Origin of the sequence: Mesorhizobium sp. LMG 17147, assembly GCF_024297145.1 — a bacterium.
In the GTDB taxonomy this organism is placed as follows: Bacteria; Pseudomonadota; Alphaproteobacteria; order Rhizobiales; family Rhizobiaceae; genus Mesorhizobium.
This window is the reverse complement of the sequence record NZ_JANCTC010000002.1, coordinates 143,773-162,832: the sequence shown is the minus strand read 5'-3', so window position 1 is coordinate 162,832 and position 19,060 is coordinate 143,773. Positions and strand designations below refer to the sequence as shown.

The following is a 19,060-nucleotide window of genomic DNA, read 5'->3' as shown; positions in this document are numbered from 1 at the left end:
TCTCCGTGACTGTACGGCGCCATGGGGGCGCTTTTAATTGTTGCGGGCCGCTACGAACTGCGCCGCTTGTTTCAGAAGCGCGGCTTGTGCGCCAAAAGGCTCGAGCAGCGCATGAGCCTGGTCGACGAGGCCCTGGAGCTGGTCCCGCGCCCAGCCCGGTCCGTGCAGCGCGACCAGCGTCGCCTTGCCGGCCGCGGCATCCTTGCCGGTCGCCTTGCCCATCTGATGCGCGTCGGCGGTCAGGTCGAGCAGATCGTCGGCAAGTTGAAAGGCAAGCCCGATCGCCGAACCAAATTCGGCCAGCCTTTCGCGGTCGCCCGACGGCGCGCCGGCAAGGATGGCTCCCGCTTCGCAGGCAAAGCGGATCAGCGCACCGGTTTTCATCGCCTGAAGCCGAATGATGCCGGCCTCGTCCGGCCGGCTTTGTTCGGCCTCGAGATCGAGCATCTGGCCGCCGACCATGCTTCCCGCCCCGGCGGCACGGGCCAGTGCCAGCACCAGCGCTGCCCTGCGCTCGGCCGGCAGCATTGTCGCCTCGTCGGCAAGGATGTCGAAGGCAAGCGTCAGCAAGGCGTCGCCCGCAAGAATGGCGGTCGCCTCATCGAAAGCCCTGTGCACGGTCGGCTGGCCGCGGCGCAAATCGTCGTCGTCCATGGCCGGCAGATCGTCATGGATGAGCGAATAGCAGTGCACGCATTCGAGCGCCGCCGCCACGCGCAGCGCCGCCTCGCCGTCGGCTGAAAACAGTGCAGCACCTTCCATGACCAGGAAGGGACGCAGTCGTTTGCCGCCGTTCAGCACGCCATGTCGCATTGCCGCCATCAGGCGTTCCGGCCGCGCGACCTCGCCTGAAAGCGTGCGTCCGTCGAGCAACCGTCTCAGCAGCGCCTCGAGTGGAACTGCCCGGGCAATAAGTGCGGCTTCGAACGCCATTTGGTCGTCTTTCGTCATGGTCGGGAGCGGTAGCCGACACTCAGACGTTGCGCAAGAAGCCGAGCGCCATTATGCCGGGGGCAGGGAGTAGCGCGGACTGGATGGCTTGGCGGAACCGATCGTCGATCACGAAACCGAAGGGTTGGACATGGCAAGACCGAGACGCGGCAGCCGCATCGGTCTTCAACGCTGGGTCCGGCGCGGCATCGCCGTCGCCGTCGTGCTGGCGTTGGTGCCGGTGCTGCTGACCTTCCTGTACCTGCCGTCATTCGTGCATCCGGTTTCGACATTGATGCTGAAGGACCTGGCGACGTTTTCCGGCTATGAGCGGCGCTGGGTTTCCATCGACGATGTCACGCCGGTGCTGGCATATTCGGTCATCATGTCGGAGGACGGGCAGTTCTGTTTCCATCGCGGCGTCGATCTGGGCGAGCTGCGCGGCGTCGTCGACGATGCGCTCGCCGGCGAGATGACACGTGGCGCCTCGACCATCACCATGCAGACGGTAAAGAACCTTTATCTATGGTCGCGGCCGTTGGGCTCGGTCCGTAAGGTCGTCGAACTGCCGCTGGCCGTCTATTTCGATGCGGTGCTGTCGAAACGGCGGATCATGGAGATCTACCTCAACATCGCCGAATGGGGACCGGGCATCTACGGCATCGAGGCCGCCGCCCAGCATCATTTCGGCGTCTCGGCAAAACAGCTGTCGCGTCGGCAGGCAGCGCTGCTTGCCGTCACCTTGCCGAACCCGATCGTGCGCAATCCGGCGAAGCCAGGGCCGGGACTGAGGCGGCTTGCCGCGTTGATCGAGCGGCGCGCGGGCCGCGCCGGCGCCTATGTCGGTTGCCTGCGATAGTGTCAAAAAAAAACACGGCGACGCTGGCCAAAACGCCATCGGGCGTGTATAGGCAGCCGACTTTCTCAGATTCCGGCCCCTGATGTGGCCCTTTCACGAGGGCCGCCGGGGCGTTTTGACCATGTAGTGGAGCATATCCATGGCCGTTCCGAAACGAAAAACCTCTCCGTCGAAGCGCGGCATGCGCCGTTCCGCCGACGCACTGAAGGCCCCGACCTATGTCGAGGACAAGAACTCCGGCGAGATGCGCCGTCCGCACCACATCGACCTGAAGACCGGCATGTATCGCGGTCGCCAGGTTCTGGAGCCGAAGGAAAGCTGAGAGAGCTTTCGACGGTTTACAGGTTGCGAAACGACCGGCCATTGGCCGGTCTTTTTGCGTTTGCGACAACTGATCTTATCAGCCGGGCCTGACATTGTTGTTTCACGCCGTCTTTGTCCGTGTTTATCGGTCGCACGAAAATTCTTGACGGCGAACGCCGGGCGCACTCTACAAAGATCAGTCCAACCGGAGCCGCCACATGTTCGGTGCCATCCCGCTGCTGATCGTGCCTTTCATCCTCTACAATCTCGGGCTTCTAGGAATATTCGGCAGCGGCGACGATCCGTGGGCGACCGAAATGTTTTCGGTCCGGATGATGTCGGGTGGCGTGTTCTCGATGACCCTGGGCGATCTCATCGTGCTGATCGCACTGATCTTCTTGTTCGTCGAAGTGGTGAAGTCGACGCGTACGACAAATGCCTCGATCATGGACCACCTTTTGTCGACCTTCGTCTTTGTGGCCTATCTAGTCGAGTTCCTGCTGGTGAAGGGCGCCGCCCATTCTGTTTTCTTCACACTGATGATCATAGCGCTGATCGACGTGCTGGCCGGCTTTTCGGTGTCGATGCGGTCGGCCAGCCGCGACATCAATATGAATTAAGGATCCCGGCTCAGCCCGGGTCGGCGCTAAAGCCAGCCGCCTCGATGCCGGCGATGGCTGCCGTTTCGTCATTGTCGGATGTGTCGCCGGAAATGCCGACGGCGCCGATGATCGTGCCGGCCTCGTTGCGGATCAGCACGCCGCCGACGACCGGCAGGACGCGCCCGCCCGACACGTCGGAGACGCCGGCGATCAGATGCGGGCGCTCCTTGGCGAAGGCTTCCACCCGGCGCGAGCCCATGCCGATAGCGAGCGCGCCATAGGCCTTGCCGGCCGACATTTGCGGACGCAGGAACGACGCGCCGTCCTGACGCTGGAACGCGACCAGATGGGCGCCGGCGTCGAGCACCGAGACGCCAAGCGGCCTGAGCTTGAGCTCGGCACCCTTGGCAAAGGCGGCGGCGATGATTTCAAGGGCTTTGTCGAGCGTCAGTGCGGTCATGGCCGTCTCCTAAACGCGCCAGTTATCAACCGGCAGAACAGATCGCGGTGAAACTGTTTCGCGAACGAACGGAAGCAGTGGATCCAGGGAGCGCCGGCTTATTTCTTCCTGGCGCGAGGCTTCTTCACCGGCGCCGGAGGCGCATTGGCCAGGTCTTCCGCTTCCTTGGCGAGGCGCAGCGCCCGCAGCTTGTTGGTTTTGGCTTGGCGGGCGTCGCTCTCGGCGACATATTCCGCCATCGCCTTCTGGCGCACCGTGGCTGCCTCTTCCTGTTTCTTGAAACGCAAATCGGCCCGCGCACGGGCAGTGTCCTTAGAGTTCTCGACCAAGAGCGTTATCCAATCCCGTAAATTATCTTTAGTCCCTTGATAGCAGAGCCAGCCCGCAATTGGGAAAATAAGTTGGTCATGGCGCCGGATCGCAGCCGACTCGCTCCACGTTGCGGGCGACCGCCGCTTCGTATCCGGCCTGCAAGATCGCGCGGACGGTGGCTCCAGTTGGCGCGGGAGATGTGCCCAGATGCTCGTAGCGCAATTCGTTCATGAACTGCTCCCACATCGGCGGGCCGCCTTTTTCCAGAAGCTCGGCACGGATCGAGAGCTCGTCGCTGACCGGCAGCCAGACGCGGCCCCAGGCGCCGAGATGGGCAAGGATCGGCACCAGCGTAATCGCCATTTCGGTCAGGCTGTAGATCGCCTTTTGCTTGTGGGAGGGATCGCCCGTCTTGGTCAGCATGCCGAGTTCCATCAGCCGCTTCAGGCGGTCAGCGAGGATGTTGGAGGCGATGCCCTCCATCGAGCCGTTGAGCAGTTCGCGAAAGTGGCGTCTGCCGCCGAAGATGATGTCGCGAAGGATGATCAGGCTCCACCGGTCGCCGAACACTTCGAGCGACAGGTTGATGGGGCATCCGGACCGACGATCGATGTTCATGCGAATCTCCAAAAACCGGTTGCATTATTGTATCGGTTTTAATATCGTGCAACTGATTGCAAATTGCAATCAGATTGGAAGCCCACGGAGGAGAGCCATGAAAAGCGCCGGACACCCCGAAATCGTATCCCAGACCTTCGGCGACCCGGCCCATCCGGCGGTGTTGTTGATCATGGGCGCGATGGCTTCCATGCTTTGGTGGCCCGAAGCGTTCTGCCGGAAGCTGGCCGGCGAGGGTCGCTTCGTGATCCGCTATGACAATCGCGATACCGGCCGTTCGACCAAATACGCGCCGGGCGAGCCGCCTTATACATTCGACGACATGGCGGAGGATGCTATCCGCGTCCTTGACGACCATGGAATGCGAAAGGCGCATATGGTCGGCATGTCGATGGGCGGCGTGATCGCGCAGCTCGTGGCGTTGAAATACCCGTCGCGGGTCACTTCGCTGACGGTGATCAGCAGCTCGCCCTTGGGCATCGATACGTCGCATCTGCCCGGAACCACCGAGGCCTATAGGAGACATTCGGCCGAAGGCGCGAAGGTCGACTGGGCGGACCGGGGCCAAGTGGTCGATTTCATCGTTAAGGACGCGCATGCGCTCACCGGTGCGGCGCACTCTTTCGACGAGCGGCGAACACGGGCTTTCGTCGAAGAAGATTATGACCGGTCCGGCGGTTTTCTAAGTGCGACCAATCATTTCCTGCTCAAAAGTGGCGAAGATAGGAGCGGCGAGGACTGGACGGGTCGGCTGCGCGACATGAAAATCCCACTCCTTGTTATCCACGGCACCGACGATCCCATCTTTCCAGTCGAGCATGGCGCCGCTCTTGCCGACGCGGTCGCCGGCGCAAGGCTGCTTCGGATCGAGGGCGGCGGCCACGAGCTGCATCCCGACGACTGGGCCGCGATCATCGATGCCATCGTCGCCCACAGCCAGGCCAGATAGTTACCCGACCCCGACACCGCGAGAAAAACAACCCAAGGAACGACAAACAATGTCCCTGATTATGCACCTTCATCCACTGGCCTCCTTCTGCTGGAAACCGCTGATCGCGCTCTATGAGAACGGCACGCCATTCACATCCGTCGTTGTCGATCTCGGCAATGAACAGTCGCGCGCGGCGTTTCTGAAATTGTGGCCGCTCGGCAAGATGCCGGTGCTGCGCGATGAAGCGCTGGACCGGACCGTGCCGGAATCGACGATCGTCATCGAATATCTCGCCGCGTATTATCCTGGGCCGGTCGAACTGATCCCCGCCGATTTCGATCTCGCTCGCCAGACCCGGCTCGCCGACCGCTTCTATGACTTCTACGTCCAGGAACCGATGCAGAAGATCGTTGGCGACCGGCTGCGGCCGGAGGGCAAGACCGATCCGTTCGGCGTCGAGCAGGCCCGCGCCCAGCTGCGCAGCTCCTACGCCATCATTGAACAGGACATGCAGTCGAGGACATGGGCGGTGGGTACGAGCTTCACCATGGCCGACTGCGCTGCCGCCCCCGCGCTGTTCTACGCCAACAAGGTCGAGCCGTTCGGAGACGAATATCCTGCGATCAGGCGCTATCACGACCGGTTGCTGCAACGCCCCTCGGTTGCCCGTGTGATCGAGGAAGCGCAGCCTTATTTCAAGCTCTTCCCCTACAACAATGGCTAGAGTGGTTCATCGTTTCACGGAAACGCCGAACCGCTCTATCTCTTTGTTTTTGCGCAATTCCGGACGGAAAACCGTTTCACACTTTTCCTGGAGTTGCTTTAGGCCCGAAGCTCCATAGTTGCTCGACGCGCTGACGACGCCCCTCAGCTTCCGGATGAACCGAGCTGCTCCGCATCCCAGAACTGGTCGAGCCAGATGTTGAGCTTCAGGAAGCCGGCGTTGCTGACTGTATAGACGCGTCTGGTGCCTTCCGGCTTGGCGTTGACCAGCCCGGCATCAAGCAGCACCTTCAGGTGCTGCGAAACGGCCGGGCGGGACACCGGCAAGCCGGATGCCAATTCGTTGACGGTCTTCGGTCCGCGCCGGAGCTCTTCCAAGAGATGGCGCCGGTTGGGATCGGCAATCGCCATGAAGGCGTCGGAAAGCATCATGCCTTATTTGTGGGGCAAAGCGCCTCGAATCTCAACCGTCGGTTTCAGCTTTTCTGCGCGGGTCGAGCCGCAACGCTTCCGGCGTTACCGAGCGATCGGCCGGCTGGGTCTTGAAGGCATCGCGGCCTTCGATCGGCACCGGCGCGCGACGGCTGATGCGCAGCAGCGTGTAGCCGGCCAGGCAGAGATGCGCGAGCGCAGTGGCCAGGAACAGCCCCTCCGGGCGCATCCAGCCCATCAGGCCGGCGGCCAGCAGCGGACCGATCATCGTGCCGAAGCCATAAAGCAGCAGCAGGCCGCCCGACACTTTGACGAAGTCCTCCGATCGCGCATGGTCATTGGCATGCGCCACCGCGATCGAATAGAGCGTGTAGGCGAAGGCGCCGTAGGCGGCGGTGCAGACGATGACGAAGACGCCTGAGCGCGGTTCGAACAGGAAGATGGCGATGGCGAACAGCGCAGCGCCGAAAGCCGCGCCCGCCAGCACGAAACGACGGTCCGTCGTGTCGGAGAGCCGCCCGGCCGGAAGCTGCATGGCGGCGCCGGCGATGACCACCAGGCTCATCATCAGCGCGATCTCGGCCGTCGAGATGCCGATGCGCGCTCCATAGACGGCGCCAAGCGTGCCCCAGGCGCCGTTGGCGATGCCGATCAGCACGCAGGCGATCGCCGAGACCGGCGAATTGACATAGAGACCTTTGACGTCAAGCGACACGTCCTGCAGCGGCTTGGGGTGCGACGCCGTCGAGACCGCCGTCGGGATCAGCGACAGGCAAAACAGAATGCCGGTGATCATGAACAGCGACGCCGATTTCACATCGCCGCCGGCAACGATCATCTGACCACCCATGATCGAGGCATAGGTGACCATCATGTAGAGGCCGAAGACGGTGCCGCGGTTTTCGTTGGTGGCCTTCTCGTTGAGCCAGCTCTCGATGACCATGAAGGCGCCGGCCATGGTGAAGCCGGTGAAGGCGCGCAACAGGATCCAGGTATATTCGTCGATGATCAGGCCGGTGAGCAGTGCTACGATCGCCCCAGATGCGGCAAAGGCGCCGAAAGCCCTGACATGACCGGCGCGGCGCACGATGCGTGGCGCAAAGAAGCAGCCGGTGACGAAGCCGCCGGCCCAAGCCGTGCCCATCAGGCCGAGCGATGCCGTCGAGAAGCCCTCCACCTGGCCGCGCAGCGGCAACAGCAGACCGTGCAGTCCGGATGCCGCCAGCAGGAACGCGGTGCCGCGCAGCAGCGAGAGAATCGGTCTGTAGCTTGCGAACATTTTCAATCCGGCTGGGGTTTAAGGCACAAGCCTGGAGACAGCGGCATTCGGGCTTTTCGGCGGCGTGCCCGAGCTTTTAGAATTACCGGCAGCACTATCCGCGGCGAAACAGTGCCTCTGCCGCCGACTTGGTGGAGCCTTTGGTCTCGAGCTCGGCTTCCAGCCGCGCGATCTCGTCGCGCAGGATGCCGATCCGCTCGGACAATTCATCGACGGAAAGCAGCGACAGATCCTGCCCGATCTCGTGCGGGCGCGCTTTCTTCTTGGGTTCGTCGTCGAAGATCGCCATCGTCGCTGCTCCGTGATTGCCCATTTGCCTGATTTGCCAATGAGCATACATAGGGCAAGGGTATGGATGCAAATGGCGGGCAAGGGCTGGCACGAGAAACCGGCGAAGCACGACGGGAAAATTCATGGCGAACGCACAGAAAATTCCGGCCAAGATGATGGCGATCGCCATATCGGAACCGGGCGGGCCGCGGGTGCTGAAACCGGAAACCCGCGACGTGCCGGTTCCGGGTCCCGGCGAGATCCTGATCCGGGTGCGTGCCGCCGGCGTCAACCGGCCGGACGTGCAGCAGCGCAAGGGCGCCTATCCGCCACCGCCGGGAGCATCGGATCTGCCAGGCCTGGAAGCGGCGGGCGAAGTCGCCGCCCTCGGCGACGAGATATCACGCTGGCGCGTCGGCGACCGGGTCTGTGCGCTGACCGCGGGCGGCAGCTATGCCGAATATGTCAGAGTGCACGCCGGCAGCGTGCTGCCGCTGCCCGCCGGCTTTACCTACACCGAAGCGGCGGCGCTGCCGGAAAACTACTTCACCGTTTGGCACAATGTCTTCGAGCGCGGCAGCCTGAAGAGCGGCGAGACGCTGCTCGTGCATGGCGGCTCGTCGGGTATCGGCACGACGGCGATCCAGCTTGCTGCCGCTTTCGGCGCCTATGTCATCACCACCGCCGGGAGCAAGGAGAAATGCGACGCCTGCCTCAAGCTCGGCGCCGACCGGGCGATCAACTACCGCGAGGAGGACTTCGTCGCCGCAGTCAAGGAGGCAACCGGCGGCAAGGGCGCCAATGTCATCCTCGACATGGTCGGCGGCGACTATGTGGCGCGGAACTATGAGGCTGCAGCCATGGAAGGCCGCATCGTCCAGATCGCGACGCAGGGGGGAGCGGTGGCGAGCGCCGATTTCTTCAAGATCATGGCAAAGCGGCTCGTGCATACGGGATCGCTGCTCAGGCCACGCACCGTGGAGTTCAAGGCGGCAGTTGCGGCGGCACTGGAGGCGCAGGTCTGGCCGCTGCTCGGCACGCGCAAGGTTGCGCCGGTGATGGACACGATCTTCCCGCTCAAGGAAGCCTGGCGGGCGCATGAGCGGATGGAGGAGGGTGAGCACATCGGCAAGATTGTGCTCGATGTTGCCTGACTCCCGGCAAACAGGCTGAACGAAAGCTTAATGGTGCAATGCAACAAACGCATTGCGGCCATGCAAAAGCGTCTGTTCAATTTTTCATCGCCGATGCCTACTTACGCGGCATCGAAACGATGGAGGACTACCATGAACCCGATCCGCGCTTTCCGTAACTGGCGCATGTACAACGAAACCGTGCGCGAACTGAACCGGCTGAACGCTCGTCAGCTCAACGACCTCGGCATCAACCGCGGCGACATCGAGAGAATCGCCCGCCAAGGGCTTTGATCTCGAGCACGATCCCGCCCGAAGACCGGGCGTTGCTTTTCCGCAACGCCGAGCCGCGGTTCGGGATCGAGCCTTAGAAGCCAGAGCCGCAGCAGACGGATTTCCGTCGCCGGTTCCGAGCCCGCCCGACCTTGGTCTGGCGGGCTTTGTCTTTTTGAAGCTTTCGACTGCATGGCGTCATCTGCCGATCCCGTCGCGGTCTGCCGGCCGTCCTTGACACGCGCCTCCCAAAAACATTGCGAAACGGCGAGCGAGCGGTTATATAGACCGCGATTTTCCCATTTTGGTGGCTCTAAACCACCGCCCGCGCGGGAACGCGGGCGAACGAGAAGGATTTTTGTGATGGCCAATACGCTGCTGATGCCAAAGGCGACCGCCGTCTGGCTGGTTGACAACACAGCGCTCTCCTTCGAGCAGATCGCGCAGTTCTGCGGACTGCATCCGCTTGAGGTCAAGGCGATCGCCGACGGCGAGTCGGCGCAAGGCATCAAGGGCATGGACCCGATCATGACCGGCCAGCTCACTCGCGACGAGATCGCGCGCGCCGAGAAGGACCCCAACCACCGACTGAAGCTCTCCGATCCCAAGGTGCGTGTGCCGGAATCCAAGCGCAAGGGTCCGCGCTACACGCCGCTGTCGAAGCGCCAGGACCGGCCCAACGCCATCCTCTGGCTGGTGCGCAACCATCCCGAGCTCAAGGATGCGCAGATTGCCCGCCTTGTCGGCACGACGAAGTCGACGATCGACCAGATCCGCGACAGAAAGCACTGGAACTCCGCCAATCTCCAGCCGATGGATCCGGTGACGCTCGGCCTGACGTCGCAGATCGACCTCGATATGGAAATCAACCGCGCCTCGCGCGGCCGTGAGCAGGCGCAGCCGGTCGGCGATACGCTGCTGCCGGCCGCCTTGACCGAACGACTGGTGCCGGCGCCGGAAAAGCCGAAAGACGAGGACCAGGAACTCGACGCCAACGCCGTCTTCGCCAAGCTTTCGGCGCTAAAGTCGAAGGACAAGGATGCCGACGAAGAGGAGTAGGCATCTCGCATCCAAAACAAAACGCCCGCTTTCAAGCGGGCTTTTTTGTGATCTTCCGTGTCAGCTCCGCGCCGCTCGGTCCGGCGCCATGCCGTAATCCTCGCTGCGCTCCACCGCGCGATAGAAATCGGCGAGCTGCTTGCCGCGCTCCGGCTTGAAGGTGCGGCCGGCGATGACCACCGAGGCGATGCGGTCGATGCGGAAAGCGCGGAAATCGCTGCGCATCTCGCACCAGGCGACCAAGGTCCACACCTTGCCCCAGAACCACAGCCCGAGCGGGCGGATGTCGCGCGCCGTGCTGCGGCCGGCCTCATCCGAATAGTCGATGGTCAGCACCTGACGTTTCTCGATGGACCGCTCGATCAGGTCGATGGCTTCGCGGGCGGCATCGCTTACCACCCACATCGGCGTGTGGATCTCGGTACGGGCGATGCGGTCCTTTTCGGCGTCGGGCAACACGGCGCCTATCTTGACCAGCGCCTCGTCGGCGGCTCGTGCCATGGCCGCGCCGCCAAAGGCGCGCACCATGCGGGCGCCGGCGACCAGCGCGACGATCTCGTCACGCGTGAACATCAGCGGCGGAAGGTCGAAACCCTCCCTCATCATGTAGCCGACACCGGCCTCGCCGTCGATCGGCACGCCGGTCGACTGCAGGTCGGCGATGTCGCGATAGATCGTCCGCTCGGAAACCTCGAGCCACGTGCCCAGCTTCTGGGCAGTGACCAGACGGCCACCACGCAGATGCTGCACGATCTGGAAGAGCCTGTCGGCGCGGCGCATCGTATGGACCCTCGGCGTCTATCGTTCCAGCCCTTCGCGCTTGCGCTGCGCGGCGACGAAGGCCGCGCCGAAGGACAGTTTCCTCGTTGTCGGCATGCTTGCGTCGAGCACCCGCGAGAACGGCGCAATGTCGCTCAGCGCCATGCCACGCTCAAGATCCTCGTTGGCGGCCTCGGCGACGGTGCTCAGATAATAGCCGATGGTGACCGGACATGTCACCTCGGCACCGTGCTCGATGGCGAGAACGGTGCGCAAAGCGCGGATATCCATGCCTCTGGGGATGGAGCGGATGAATGCATCGACCTGGCGAGCTGTAGGAACCAGCATCGGCTGCCCTTCGACGACGTCGCCGAGGGTGCGTGGCGACGGTTTTATGCCGTTGATGCCAGGCATTTTCAGCCTGTCGCTCCAGCTTTTCATCGATCGTCCTCTCAGCCATCCGTCTCCGGCGGCCATCGCAGCACTATGGCACGAGCCTCCTGACACCATACTGTCAGGAGGCTTCAGCATGCCCATTTCAGCTCGTCGCCAGGTTGCATCCAAACGCCACCCAGAAAGCTTGCCTCAATTGCCGCCATTGCGGCGGTCGCCATACATGTCCGGCCAACCAATATCCTTGCGGATGTCCGCCGGCAGGGTATTCATGAACCGCTGGGTGCGGATCTCATTGCGCATCGTCCGGATCTTGCCGACATAGTGCTGCACGCTACGCAGAATGGTAAAACCGTTCATGGCTGGTCTCCTCTCTTTCGATGCAGGCACTATCGCACACCCCTGCTGACAGCAGTCTGTCAGGAGGGTGCGTCTCTCCTGACTGGCGTTTTTGATTTGTCGACCGAAGTGATCAGGCAGTGCTGAAAAGAGGCCTGCCGCACTGGAAAGACGGCGATCGCGGAGCCGCTTTGACAGCCAGCCGCGATGCTGATCAAAGGCGGCATGTCGAAACTTCTCGCGCTCGTCATCATCGCCATGATGGTCATCCAGCTCATCAAGCCGCTCGGCTGGCCCGGGCTGAAGCGGCGCAGCGATTTCTGGAAGCTGGCGCTGCTGGCGATGGCGGCGATTTCGATTACGGCGGTGCTCGGGCACTGGACGTGATGCATGTCGCGCAAAGTGTGCAGCGGTTTTGCGACAACGACATGCATGGAAACAGGACCTGAAGCACGTCGGATGAGGCCAGTCGAACGCGACGCGCTTTAGTGCCGGCGGCCCGCTACGCGACGCCCGGTTCGTTGCCGAGCACCAGGCTGACCAGATGTTCCGCCCAGGCTCGGTAGCCGGCTTCCGAAGCATGAAATCCATCCGACGCAAAGCCGGCCTCGGCATCGGTGATCGGCAGGCGGGGCGCCGGTATGGCGCCGCGCTCGAGGCAAAGGCGCGCGCCCATCCGGTTCATTTCGACGGCACGGATTTCGAGAATCTTGCCGAGCAGCGGCGGCATCGCCGGCGCCCGGGTGAACTCAAGCACCGGCGACCACACGACGCGCGCCTCCGGCCATTTGGCGCGCAGCGCGTAAAGCAGGCCGCCAAACTCGCGCTTGAACCGCGGTACCGAATGAAAATTCTTGGTGTCGTTGGTGCCGATGGCCAGCACGATATGCGTCCACGGATCGGCCGACAGATTGGGCAGCACATGATCGCGGATCTGGCCGGAGGTTGCCGAGTTGAAGCCGGCTGCCCGCCAGCGCACGATGCGGCCGGTGCGTTGCGCAATCAGAACGGCCAGTTGCGCGGCCAATCCGTTTTCCGAATTGCCGATGCCTACCGAGGCGGCGGAGGAATCGCCAAGCACCAGAACCGAGATTGCCGGCGTCAGGCCAGATATCTCGTGCATGACCGGACCTTGCGCCGGCAGCATGCGGGTAGTGCGGCGACGCACGCCAAGTCCTTCCCAGACATAGACCGGAAAGGCGAACCAGGTGAGAAGGGTCGGAAAGCGCCGCATGGCAAGTCCCTTTTAGGGCATAGCGAACAGCACTTAGCGCATGTTGCATTGGAGGTGAACGACCTTACAATGACACCCTTGCCGCCTCAATGGCAGCAGTCATGTGTCCCGGATTGATCTTCGTACTCGTCATGCAGCCGTACCCAGTCGACGAGGCTATGATGCGGGCCGGTTTCGTTGCGACCCTTCGGCGTCAGGTCGAGATAATGATAGGCGCCGATCAGCGGATCGCCGCCTCGGGAGCGCAAGACGAAGGTCAGGAAGATGTCGCCCTTCTCGTCGCGATAGAACACGCTGGCGCCGGGAAGGTCTTTCGAGTTTCGCGCACGCCGCTCGAAATTGTAGGTCGTATCGCCGGCCGCGATCTGCTTGTCCGTGAATGACACCTGCATATCGAAGTTGAAGTCCGAGGCGTAGGACGACACCCAGTCGAATTTCCATCCCATACGCTGCTTGTAGGGCAGCAATTCGGCCAATGGCGCCCGCGCTACCACGACAAGTGAGACATCGTGGTGCCTGAGATGCTGGTTGGCGCCGTCGATATGATCGGCAAGGAATGAGCAGCCTTCGCAGCGATAATCGGCGCCCGGCCCGAACATGAAATGGTAGACGATCAGCTGGCTGTTGCCGCCAAACAGGTCGGGCAGTTTCTTTGGCCCTTGCTCGGTCTCGAAGACGTAGTCCTTGCGGATCTTCAGCCACGGCAATTCGCGGCGTTCGGCGGCGACACGATCGCGAAAGCGCGTCAATTCCTTTTCGCGCGCCAGATGCGCCTTGTGCGCCTGAAACCAGTCTTCCTGCGAAACGATCTTGTTGTTTGGCATAGGTCTGCTCCTCTTTTCACGGAGGACGTTCGGCAGCGAGCAATACCGACACCCGGCTGCATTTCAGTTGCAAGAAATTGCAGCCCTTGCTGCTTTCAAACAAAACCCGGGCACGTAGCCCGGGTCGGGAGAAACGCAAGATGTCTTCGGTCAGGCGGCTTGCTCAAGCGTCGGCTGCCATTGTCCAAGCGCCGCCAGATGGTTCATGTGGGCGCGATGGGCGAAGGCGGCCTGCGCGGCGGCGACGTTCGCTGCCTTGCCGCCCCAGGCCTTCTGCGGAGCGGCCTGCAAGGCGCGGCCATAGGAGAAGGTCAGCTTCCACGGATGCGGGCCGATGGCGTTGATGGCATTGAGGTTGGCGGTCGCCTCCTCGTCCGATTGTCCGCCCGAAAGGAAGGCGATGCCTCCAATCGCCGCCGGCACCGTCTCGCGGAACAGTTTTATGGTCTTTTCGGCGACTTCCCCGGGGCTGCTGACCTTGCCCGATTTCTTGCCGGCGAGGACCATGTTCGGTTTCAGGATGGTGCCTTCGAGCGCGACGCGGGCCGCATAGAGCTCGGTGTACAACTTTGTCAGTGTCGCCTTGCTGATCTCGTAGCACGTGTCGATGTCGTGGGCACCGTCCATCAGCACCTCCGGCTCGACGATCGGCACGATGCCGGCTTCCTGGCAAAGCGCGGCGTAACGGGCGAGCGCATGGGCGTTCGAGGCGATCGAGGTGGCGGAAGGCACGCCCTTGGAAACATCGATGTCGATCACCGCGCGCCATTTGGCAAAGCGGGCGCCGAGCTTGTAGTAGTCGGCGAGGCGTTCGCGCAGGCCGTCCAGGCCTTCGGTAATGGTGTCGCCGGGAAAGCCGGCCAGAGGCTTGGCGCCGGCGTCGACCTTGATGCCGGGGATGGCGCCTGATGCCTTGATGATGTCGACGAGCGGCGTGCCGTCGGCGGCCTTCTGGTGGATGGTCTCGTCATAGAGGATGACGCCGGAAATGTATTTGGTCATTGCCTCGCTGGCCCGGAACATCATCTCGCGATAGTCGCGCCGGCTGTCGGCGGTCGACTCGACGCCGATGACGTCGAAGCGTTTCTTGATGGTGCCGGAGCTTTCGTCGGCCGCCAGCAAGCCTTTGCCATCGGCCACCATCGCGGCGGCAATGTCCTCGAGACGTTCGCTCATCGTGCTTCTCCTGAAAGAATTGATCCACGCCCAGCAGACCACCAGAGCAACGCAGGTTCAAGTCGAACCATTTCGTCAAACAAGCGCGAATCGATTGAAAGTCGCGGGCGCACTCCTTCGCGCTGCTCTTGCGGTCGCACTCAGCGCTTCAAGACGTCGACGCCGGGCAAGGGCTTGCCTTCCATCCATTCGAGGAAAGCGCCGCCGGCCGTCGATACATACGTAAAATCATCGCTGACGCCGGCATGGTTGAGCGCCGCCACCGTGTCGCCGCCGCCAGCGACCGAGACCAGTCTGCCGGCCTTGGTGCGCGCTGCCGCGTGCCTGGCCGTCGCCACCGTTGCGTGGTCGAATGGCTCGATTTCGAAAGCGCCGAGCGGCCCGTTCCAGACCAGCGTCGCGGCGCGATCGATCCATTCGGCAATGGTCTTCACGGTTTTTACGCCGACGTCGAGGATCATGCCGTCGGCCGGCACGTCTGCTATGGCGACGGTCTCGTTGGCGGCGCCGGCCCTGAACTCCCTGGCGACGACGCCGTCGGCGGGCAGGATGACGGCGCAGCCGGCCTCGGCCGCCTCGATCATGATCTGCTTGGCGGTGGTCGCGAGATCATGCTCGCACAAGGATTTCCCGACGTCGGTGCCGCGCGCCGCTAGAAACGTATTGGCCATGCCGCCGCCGATGACCAGCGCGTCGACCTTCTTCACAAGGTTCATCAACAGGTCGATCTTGGTCGAGACTTTGGCGCCGCCGACGATGGCGACAACCGGGCGGGCGGGATTGCCAAGCCCCTTTTCCAGCGCATCGAGTTCGGCCTGCATGGTGCGCCCTGCGAAGGCCGGCAGCACATGCGCCAGCCCTTCTGTCGACGAATGGGCACGGTGCGCAGCAGAGAAGGCGTCGTTGACGAAGATGTCGCCGTTAGCGGCGAGCTTTTCGGTGAAGGCTGGGTCGTTCTTCTCCTCGCCCTTGTGGAAGCGGGTGTTCTCGAGCAGCAGCACGTCGCCACCGTTCATGGCAGCAACGGCATTTGCGGCCTTGTCGCCGATGCAGTCGGCGGCAAAGCCGACGGGGCGGCCGAGCACGTCCGCCGTCGCCCTGGCGATCGGTTCGAGCGAGAATTCGGGCGCCGGTCCATCCTTGGGCCGGCCGAAATGGGCAAGCAGGATGACCTTGGCTCCCTTGCCGGAGAGCTCGGCGATGGTCGGCGCAATGCGCTCGATGCGGGTGGCGTCGGTGACCTTGCCCTCGGTGACGGGAACGTTGAGGTCGACACGCACCAGCACACGCTTGCCGCTGATATTGCCGATGTCGTCCAGTGTCTTGAAGCCGGCCATGCTGATCCCTTTCGCGAAAAATCGCGGGGACCTTAACCCGCATCGACGACGATGCAAGACCTGGCTAACGGTTCGCCGAAAATATGATTCACGTGTCGAGGACGAAGTGCCCACGGGGAGCAAGATGGCAGCAATGGCGCGAAACGCACATATCGCTTACCGATTGCGCACCACGATGCATGCGCCGCCCACGCTGTGCAGTTTCTGGCAAATATCGTCGGCCTTGGCTTTGGTGTCGGCGCCGATCCGCACCGCATAGATGCCGCGTCTGCCGATCGGTGTGCGTACCCGGCTGACCACCGGATCGCGACCGCTGAGCAAGGCTGGAAACCGGCGCTTCACGTTGCTCCACTGATTGAGCGCCGCGGCGCGACGGAAATTGCCGGCCACCTGCACGCCCCACGGCTTGATGTTGATCGACGACATCGGCACGGTTCTGGACATGATCACCGGCAGCTCGCGGCAAGCGGCAGCGAAACTCGCCTTCTTGTCGAGCGGCCGGATGACGCCGGCATACGCGGCATCGGTGAACCTGTCGGCCGGCTCGCCCATAACGTCCAGGACGTAGCTTTCGGTCTCCATCGGGAGGAATCCACCGGAATTCAGCCAGCGCGTCACCCGGCTCTCGCCAGCATTGTAGGCTGCGGCGGCGAGGCCCAGATTGCCAAAGCCGGTCTTCATTTCGGCGAGATATTTTGCCGAGGCCGGGATAGCCTGCTCGATATCGAACGAATTGGCGAGCCCGCGCATCTTGGCGGTACCCGGCATGAATTGGGCGATACCCTCCGCGCCGACGGGGCTGACCGCGTTGGGATCGAAACGACTCTCCTTCCAGATCAGCCGGGCAAAGAAATCCCGGGGCAGGCCGTTCTGGTCGGCATGCGTCTCGATAAGATCGCAAACTCGATCGATCAGCTTCTGCTTGGCGGGCCGCGGCGGATCGGCCTGGACGGCCGCCGCCCAGCCCAGCCCGGAAATGACAACCAGCGTCGCCCCAAGCAAACGCCGCATCGAACTACTCCGCCGCGGCTTTGCCGTGTTGCCCAAACCGCCGTTCGATGTAGTCGGAAACCATTTTCTCGAAATCCGCGGCGATCGACGGGCCGCGCAGGGTCGCCGCCTTCTTGCCGTCGACGAACACCGGGGCGGTCGGCGTCTCACCGGTGCCGGGCAGCGAAATGCCGATATCGGCGTGTTTGGATTCGCCCGGACCGTTGACGATGCAACCCATCACCGCGACCTTGAGGTTCTCGACGCCGGGATATTGTTCGCGCCACACCGGCATGTTCTTGCGCAGGTCGGCCTGGATGTTCTGGGCAAGCTCCTGGAACACGGTCGAAGTTGTGCGCCCGCAGCCCGGGCAGGCGGCAACGATCGGCACGAACTGCCGGAAGCCCATGGTCTGCAACAGCTCCTGCGACACCTGCACCTCGCGCGTGCGGTCGCCGTTTGGCTCCGGCGTCAGCGAGATGCGGATGGTGTCGCCAATGCCCTGCTGAAGCAGGATGCCCATGGCCGCGGACGAGGCGACGATGCCTTTCGAGCCCATGCCCGCCTCCGTCAGGCCGAGGTGCAGCGCATGGTCGGAACGGGTGGCAAGCTCGGTGTAGACGGCGATCAGATCCTGCACGCCGCTGACCTTGGCCGACAGGATGATTTTCTCGCGGGCAAGGCCGATCTCTTCAGCCATTTCGGCCGACAGGATTGCCGACCGCACGATTGCCTCGCGCGTCACTTCCTGGGCGGTCAGCGCAAAGCCCTGGGCCTGGTTGTCGTCCATCAGCCGGGTCAGCAGCTCCTGGTCGAGCGAACCCCAATTGACGCCGATGCGTACCGGTTTGTCGTATCGGATCGCCATCTCGACGATCGCGGCGAACTGCCGGTCTTTCTTGTCCTTGAAGCCGACATTGCCGGGATTGATGCGGTATTTGGCCAGTGCCTCGGCGCAGGCCGGGTGGTCGGCCAGGAGCTTGTGGCCGATATAATGGAAATCGCCGACCAGCGGCACGTCGATGCCGAGTCGTTCCAGCCGCTCGCGGATGGCCGGCACGGCGGCAGCGCTTTCGTCGCGATCGACGGTTATGCGCACGATCTCGGAGCCGGCGCGATGCAGCGCCGCCACCTGTGCGACCGTCTGATCGACATCGGCCGTGTCGGTGTTGGTCATTGACTGGACGACGACCGGCGCGCCGCCGCCGACAATCACGCCGCCGACATCGACACCGACCGACCTGCGGCGTGGGAAGGGTGAGGAAAAATATCCGGTCATGCCGGCTGCCTTTAATCTTGAAGGTCCGGGCATGAGGTGGAGGAGCAAAGATGGCTTGTCAATGGCGACTGGCGCGCAGGCCTAGCAAATCGGAAATGACAAGACGGCAGCTTGCCGCAAATCCACAGGCGTTTCCGGCAGCATAGCGATATGCCACCGGAAAGAGACGCGCGCCGGGCGGCGCGCGCTTCTAGTCCTGGAAGGGCTTCAGTGCGTCGTCGGTTTCGCCTTCAGTTTTTCAATCTCGTCCTTGAGCGCCAGCTTGCGCCGCTTGAGATTCACGATTTCGAGGTCGTCTACCGATGGATGGGCCATCGCATCGTCGATTTCCCGTTCGATGTCGCCGTGTTTCCGCTGCAGCTCATCAAGATGGGATGCAAGAGACATGATTGGTTCTCCCTTTCATGGTTTCCTCGATTGCAGCCGCCAAGGCACGTCCACCGCAGGCTCGCTTCTGTGACGGCATAATGACAGTGTGCCACCATCGAGCACCGATGTCGAATGCTGCGTGGTAGCATTCCACGACAATGTGAAATGTGGTATGG

26 protein-coding genes are annotated in these 19,060 nt (G+C 62.8%); 9 read left to right on the top strand and 17 right to left on the bottom strand.

What is annotated here, in order from left to right:
• Positions 1-33: 33 nt before the first annotated feature.
• Positions 34-951 (bottom strand): polyprenyl synthetase family protein, encoded by a 918-nt coding sequence (locus NMG46_RS04590; protein WP_254816551.1) that lies wholly within the window; start codon positions 949-951, stop codon positions 34-36.
• A 79-nt stretch (positions 952-1,030) separates the two neighbouring features.
• Here NMG46_RS04590 and NMG46_RS04585 point away from each other — a divergent pair, with 79 nt between their 5' ends.
• The 3 genes from NMG46_RS04585 to NMG46_RS04575 all read left to right on the top strand — a co-directional run bounded on the left by NMG46_RS04585 (position 1,031) and on the right by NMG46_RS04575 (position 2,712).
• Positions 1,031-1,789 carry a biosynthetic peptidoglycan transglycosylase gene (locus tag NMG46_RS04585; RefSeq protein ID WP_254817061.1) on the top strand — a complete coding sequence of 253 codons (759 nt, stop codon included), beginning with the start codon at positions 1,031-1,033 and terminating at the stop codon, positions 1,787-1,789.
• A 139-nt stretch (positions 1,790-1,928) separates the two neighbouring features.
• Positions 1,929-2,111: a 50S ribosomal protein L32 gene (rpmF, locus tag NMG46_RS04580; RefSeq protein ID WP_006203806.1), complete on the top strand. Its 183-nt coding sequence runs from the start codon at positions 1,929-1,931 to the stop codon at positions 2,109-2,111.
• Positions 2,112-2,310: 199 nt separating this feature from the next.
• Positions 2,311-2,712, top strand: coding sequence for a hypothetical protein (locus NMG46_RS04575; protein WP_254816550.1), 402 nt, complete (start codon positions 2,311-2,313; stop codon positions 2,710-2,712).
• 10 nt (positions 2,713-2,722) lie between these two features.
• On the opposite strand, the gene NMG46_RS04570 is transcribed toward NMG46_RS04575, so the two are convergent.
• The 3 genes from NMG46_RS04570 to NMG46_RS04560 form a co-directional block, all read right to left on the bottom strand.
• Entirely contained in the window at positions 2,723-3,154 is a 432-nt protein-coding gene (locus tag NMG46_RS04570) for a heme-binding protein (protein ID WP_254816549.1), read from the bottom strand.
• Between the two features lie 98 nt (positions 3,155-3,252).
• Positions 3,253-3,483, bottom strand: a complete 231-nt coding sequence (locus tag NMG46_RS04565) for a hypothetical protein (protein WP_254816548.1) — start codon at positions 3,481-3,483, stop codon at positions 3,253-3,255.
• Between the two features lie 76 nt (positions 3,484-3,559).
• Positions 3,560-4,084, bottom strand: a complete 525-nt coding sequence (locus NMG46_RS04560) for a helix-turn-helix domain-containing protein (protein ID WP_254816547.1) — start codon at positions 4,082-4,084, stop codon at positions 3,560-3,562.
• A 97-nt stretch (positions 4,085-4,181) separates the two neighbouring features.
• Here NMG46_RS04560 and NMG46_RS04555 point away from each other — a divergent pair, with 97 nt between their 5' ends.
• Complete coding sequence (locus NMG46_RS04555; protein WP_254816546.1) at positions 4,182-5,033, top strand: alpha/beta fold hydrolase; 852 nt, start codon at positions 4,182-4,184, stop codon at positions 5,031-5,033.
• Positions 5,034-5,082: 49 nt separating this feature from the next.
• Positions 5,083-5,739 carry a glutathione S-transferase family protein gene (locus tag NMG46_RS04550; protein WP_254816545.1) on the top strand — a complete coding sequence of 219 codons (657 nt, stop codon included), beginning with the start codon at positions 5,083-5,085 and terminating at the stop codon, positions 5,737-5,739.
• Positions 5,740-5,882: 143 nt separating this feature from the next.
• Here the strand turns inward: NMG46_RS04550 and NMG46_RS04545 are convergent, their stop codons facing one another.
• The 3 genes from NMG46_RS04545 to NMG46_RS04535 form a co-directional block, all read right to left on the bottom strand.
• A complete protein-coding gene (locus tag NMG46_RS04545; protein WP_254816544.1) occupies positions 5,883-6,170 on the bottom strand; it encodes a helix-turn-helix transcriptional regulator in 288 nt (95 codons plus the stop codon).
• 31 nt (positions 6,171-6,201) lie between these two features.
• The gene (locus tag NMG46_RS04540) at positions 6,202-7,449 is read right to left on the bottom strand and encodes an MFS transporter (RefSeq protein WP_254816543.1); all 1,248 of its coding nucleotides are present in this window, start codon (positions 7,447-7,449) and stop codon (positions 6,202-6,204) included.
• A gap of 94 nt (positions 7,450-7,543) precedes the next feature.
• The gene (locus NMG46_RS04535) at positions 7,544-7,738 is read right to left on the bottom strand and encodes a DUF1192 domain-containing protein (RefSeq protein ID WP_254816542.1); all 195 of its coding nucleotides are present in this window, start codon (positions 7,736-7,738) and stop codon (positions 7,544-7,546) included.
• Positions 7,739-7,862: 124 nt separating this feature from the next.
• Here NMG46_RS04535 and NMG46_RS04530 point away from each other — a divergent pair, with 124 nt between their 5' ends.
• From NMG46_RS04530 to NMG46_RS04520, 3 genes are all read left to right on the top strand, one after another.
• Positions 7,863-8,873, top strand: a complete 1,011-nt coding sequence (locus NMG46_RS04530) for an NAD(P)H-quinone oxidoreductase (protein ID WP_254816541.1) — start codon at positions 7,863-7,865, stop codon at positions 8,871-8,873.
• A gap of 132 nt (positions 8,874-9,005) precedes the next feature.
• Positions 9,006-9,146 (top strand): DUF1127 domain-containing protein, encoded by a 141-nt coding sequence (locus tag NMG46_RS04525; RefSeq protein WP_023720976.1) that lies wholly within the window; start codon positions 9,006-9,008, stop codon positions 9,144-9,146.
• 342 nt (positions 9,147-9,488) lie between these two features.
• Entirely contained in the window at positions 9,489-10,184 is a 696-nt protein-coding gene (locus NMG46_RS04520) for a DUF1013 domain-containing protein (RefSeq protein WP_254816540.1), read from the top strand.
• A gap of 60 nt (positions 10,185-10,244) precedes the next feature.
• Here NMG46_RS04520 and NMG46_RS04515 read toward each other — a convergent pair whose 3' ends face one another.
• From NMG46_RS04515 to NMG46_RS04505, 3 genes are all read right to left on the bottom strand, one after another.
• Positions 10,245-10,964 (bottom strand): YafY family protein, encoded by a 720-nt coding sequence (locus NMG46_RS04515; RefSeq protein WP_254816539.1) that lies wholly within the window; start codon positions 10,962-10,964, stop codon positions 10,245-10,247.
• 18 nt (positions 10,965-10,982) lie between these two features.
• Entirely contained in the window at positions 10,983-11,384 is a 402-nt protein-coding gene (locus NMG46_RS04510) for a hypothetical protein (RefSeq protein WP_254816538.1), read from the bottom strand.
• A 144-nt stretch (positions 11,385-11,528) separates the two neighbouring features.
• Positions 11,529-11,696 (bottom strand): hypothetical protein, encoded by a 168-nt coding sequence (locus NMG46_RS04505; protein ID WP_254816537.1) that lies wholly within the window; start codon positions 11,694-11,696, stop codon positions 11,529-11,531.
• 204 nt (positions 11,697-11,900) lie between these two features.
• Between NMG46_RS04505 and NMG46_RS04500 the strand changes: the two genes are divergently transcribed.
• A complete protein-coding gene (locus NMG46_RS04500; RefSeq protein ID WP_008873884.1) occupies positions 11,901-12,062 on the top strand; it encodes a hypothetical protein in 162 nt (53 codons plus the stop codon).
• 115 nt (positions 12,063-12,177) lie between these two features.
• On the opposite strand, the gene NMG46_RS04495 is transcribed toward NMG46_RS04500, so the two are convergent.
• From NMG46_RS04495 to NMG46_RS04465, 7 genes are all read right to left on the bottom strand, one after another.
• Positions 12,178-12,909 carry an SGNH/GDSL hydrolase family protein gene (locus NMG46_RS04495; protein ID WP_254816536.1) on the bottom strand — a complete coding sequence of 244 codons (732 nt, stop codon included), beginning with the start codon at positions 12,907-12,909 and terminating at the stop codon, positions 12,178-12,180.
• An 86-nt stretch (positions 12,910-12,995) separates the two neighbouring features.
• Positions 12,996-13,733: a thioredoxin family protein gene (locus NMG46_RS04490; protein WP_254816535.1), complete on the bottom strand. Its 738-nt coding sequence runs from the start codon at positions 13,731-13,733 to the stop codon at positions 12,996-12,998.
• A gap of 150 nt (positions 13,734-13,883) precedes the next feature.
• Positions 13,884-14,909, bottom strand: a complete 1,026-nt coding sequence (locus NMG46_RS04485) for a class I fructose-bisphosphate aldolase (protein WP_254816534.1) — start codon at positions 14,907-14,909, stop codon at positions 13,884-13,886.
• Positions 14,910-15,049: 140 nt separating this feature from the next.
• Complete coding sequence (pgk, locus tag NMG46_RS04480) at positions 15,050-16,246, bottom strand: phosphoglycerate kinase (protein ID WP_254816533.1); 1,197 nt, start codon at positions 16,244-16,246, stop codon at positions 15,050-15,052.
• A gap of 156 nt (positions 16,247-16,402) precedes the next feature.
• Positions 16,403-17,257: a lytic transglycosylase domain-containing protein gene (locus NMG46_RS04475; protein WP_254816532.1), complete on the bottom strand. Its 855-nt coding sequence runs from the start codon at positions 17,255-17,257 to the stop codon at positions 16,403-16,405.
• 4 nt (positions 17,258-17,261) lie between these two features.
• Positions 17,262-18,515: a flavodoxin-dependent (E)-4-hydroxy-3-methylbut-2-enyl-diphosphate synthase gene (gene ispG, locus NMG46_RS04470; protein ID WP_254816531.1), complete on the bottom strand. Its 1,254-nt coding sequence runs from the start codon at positions 18,513-18,515 to the stop codon at positions 17,262-17,264.
• Positions 18,516-18,722: 207 nt separating this feature from the next.
• Positions 18,723-18,902, bottom strand: a complete 180-nt coding sequence (locus NMG46_RS04465) for a YdcH family protein (RefSeq protein ID WP_254816530.1) — start codon at positions 18,900-18,902, stop codon at positions 18,723-18,725.
• Between the last annotated feature and the right edge of the window lie 158 nt (positions 18,903-19,060).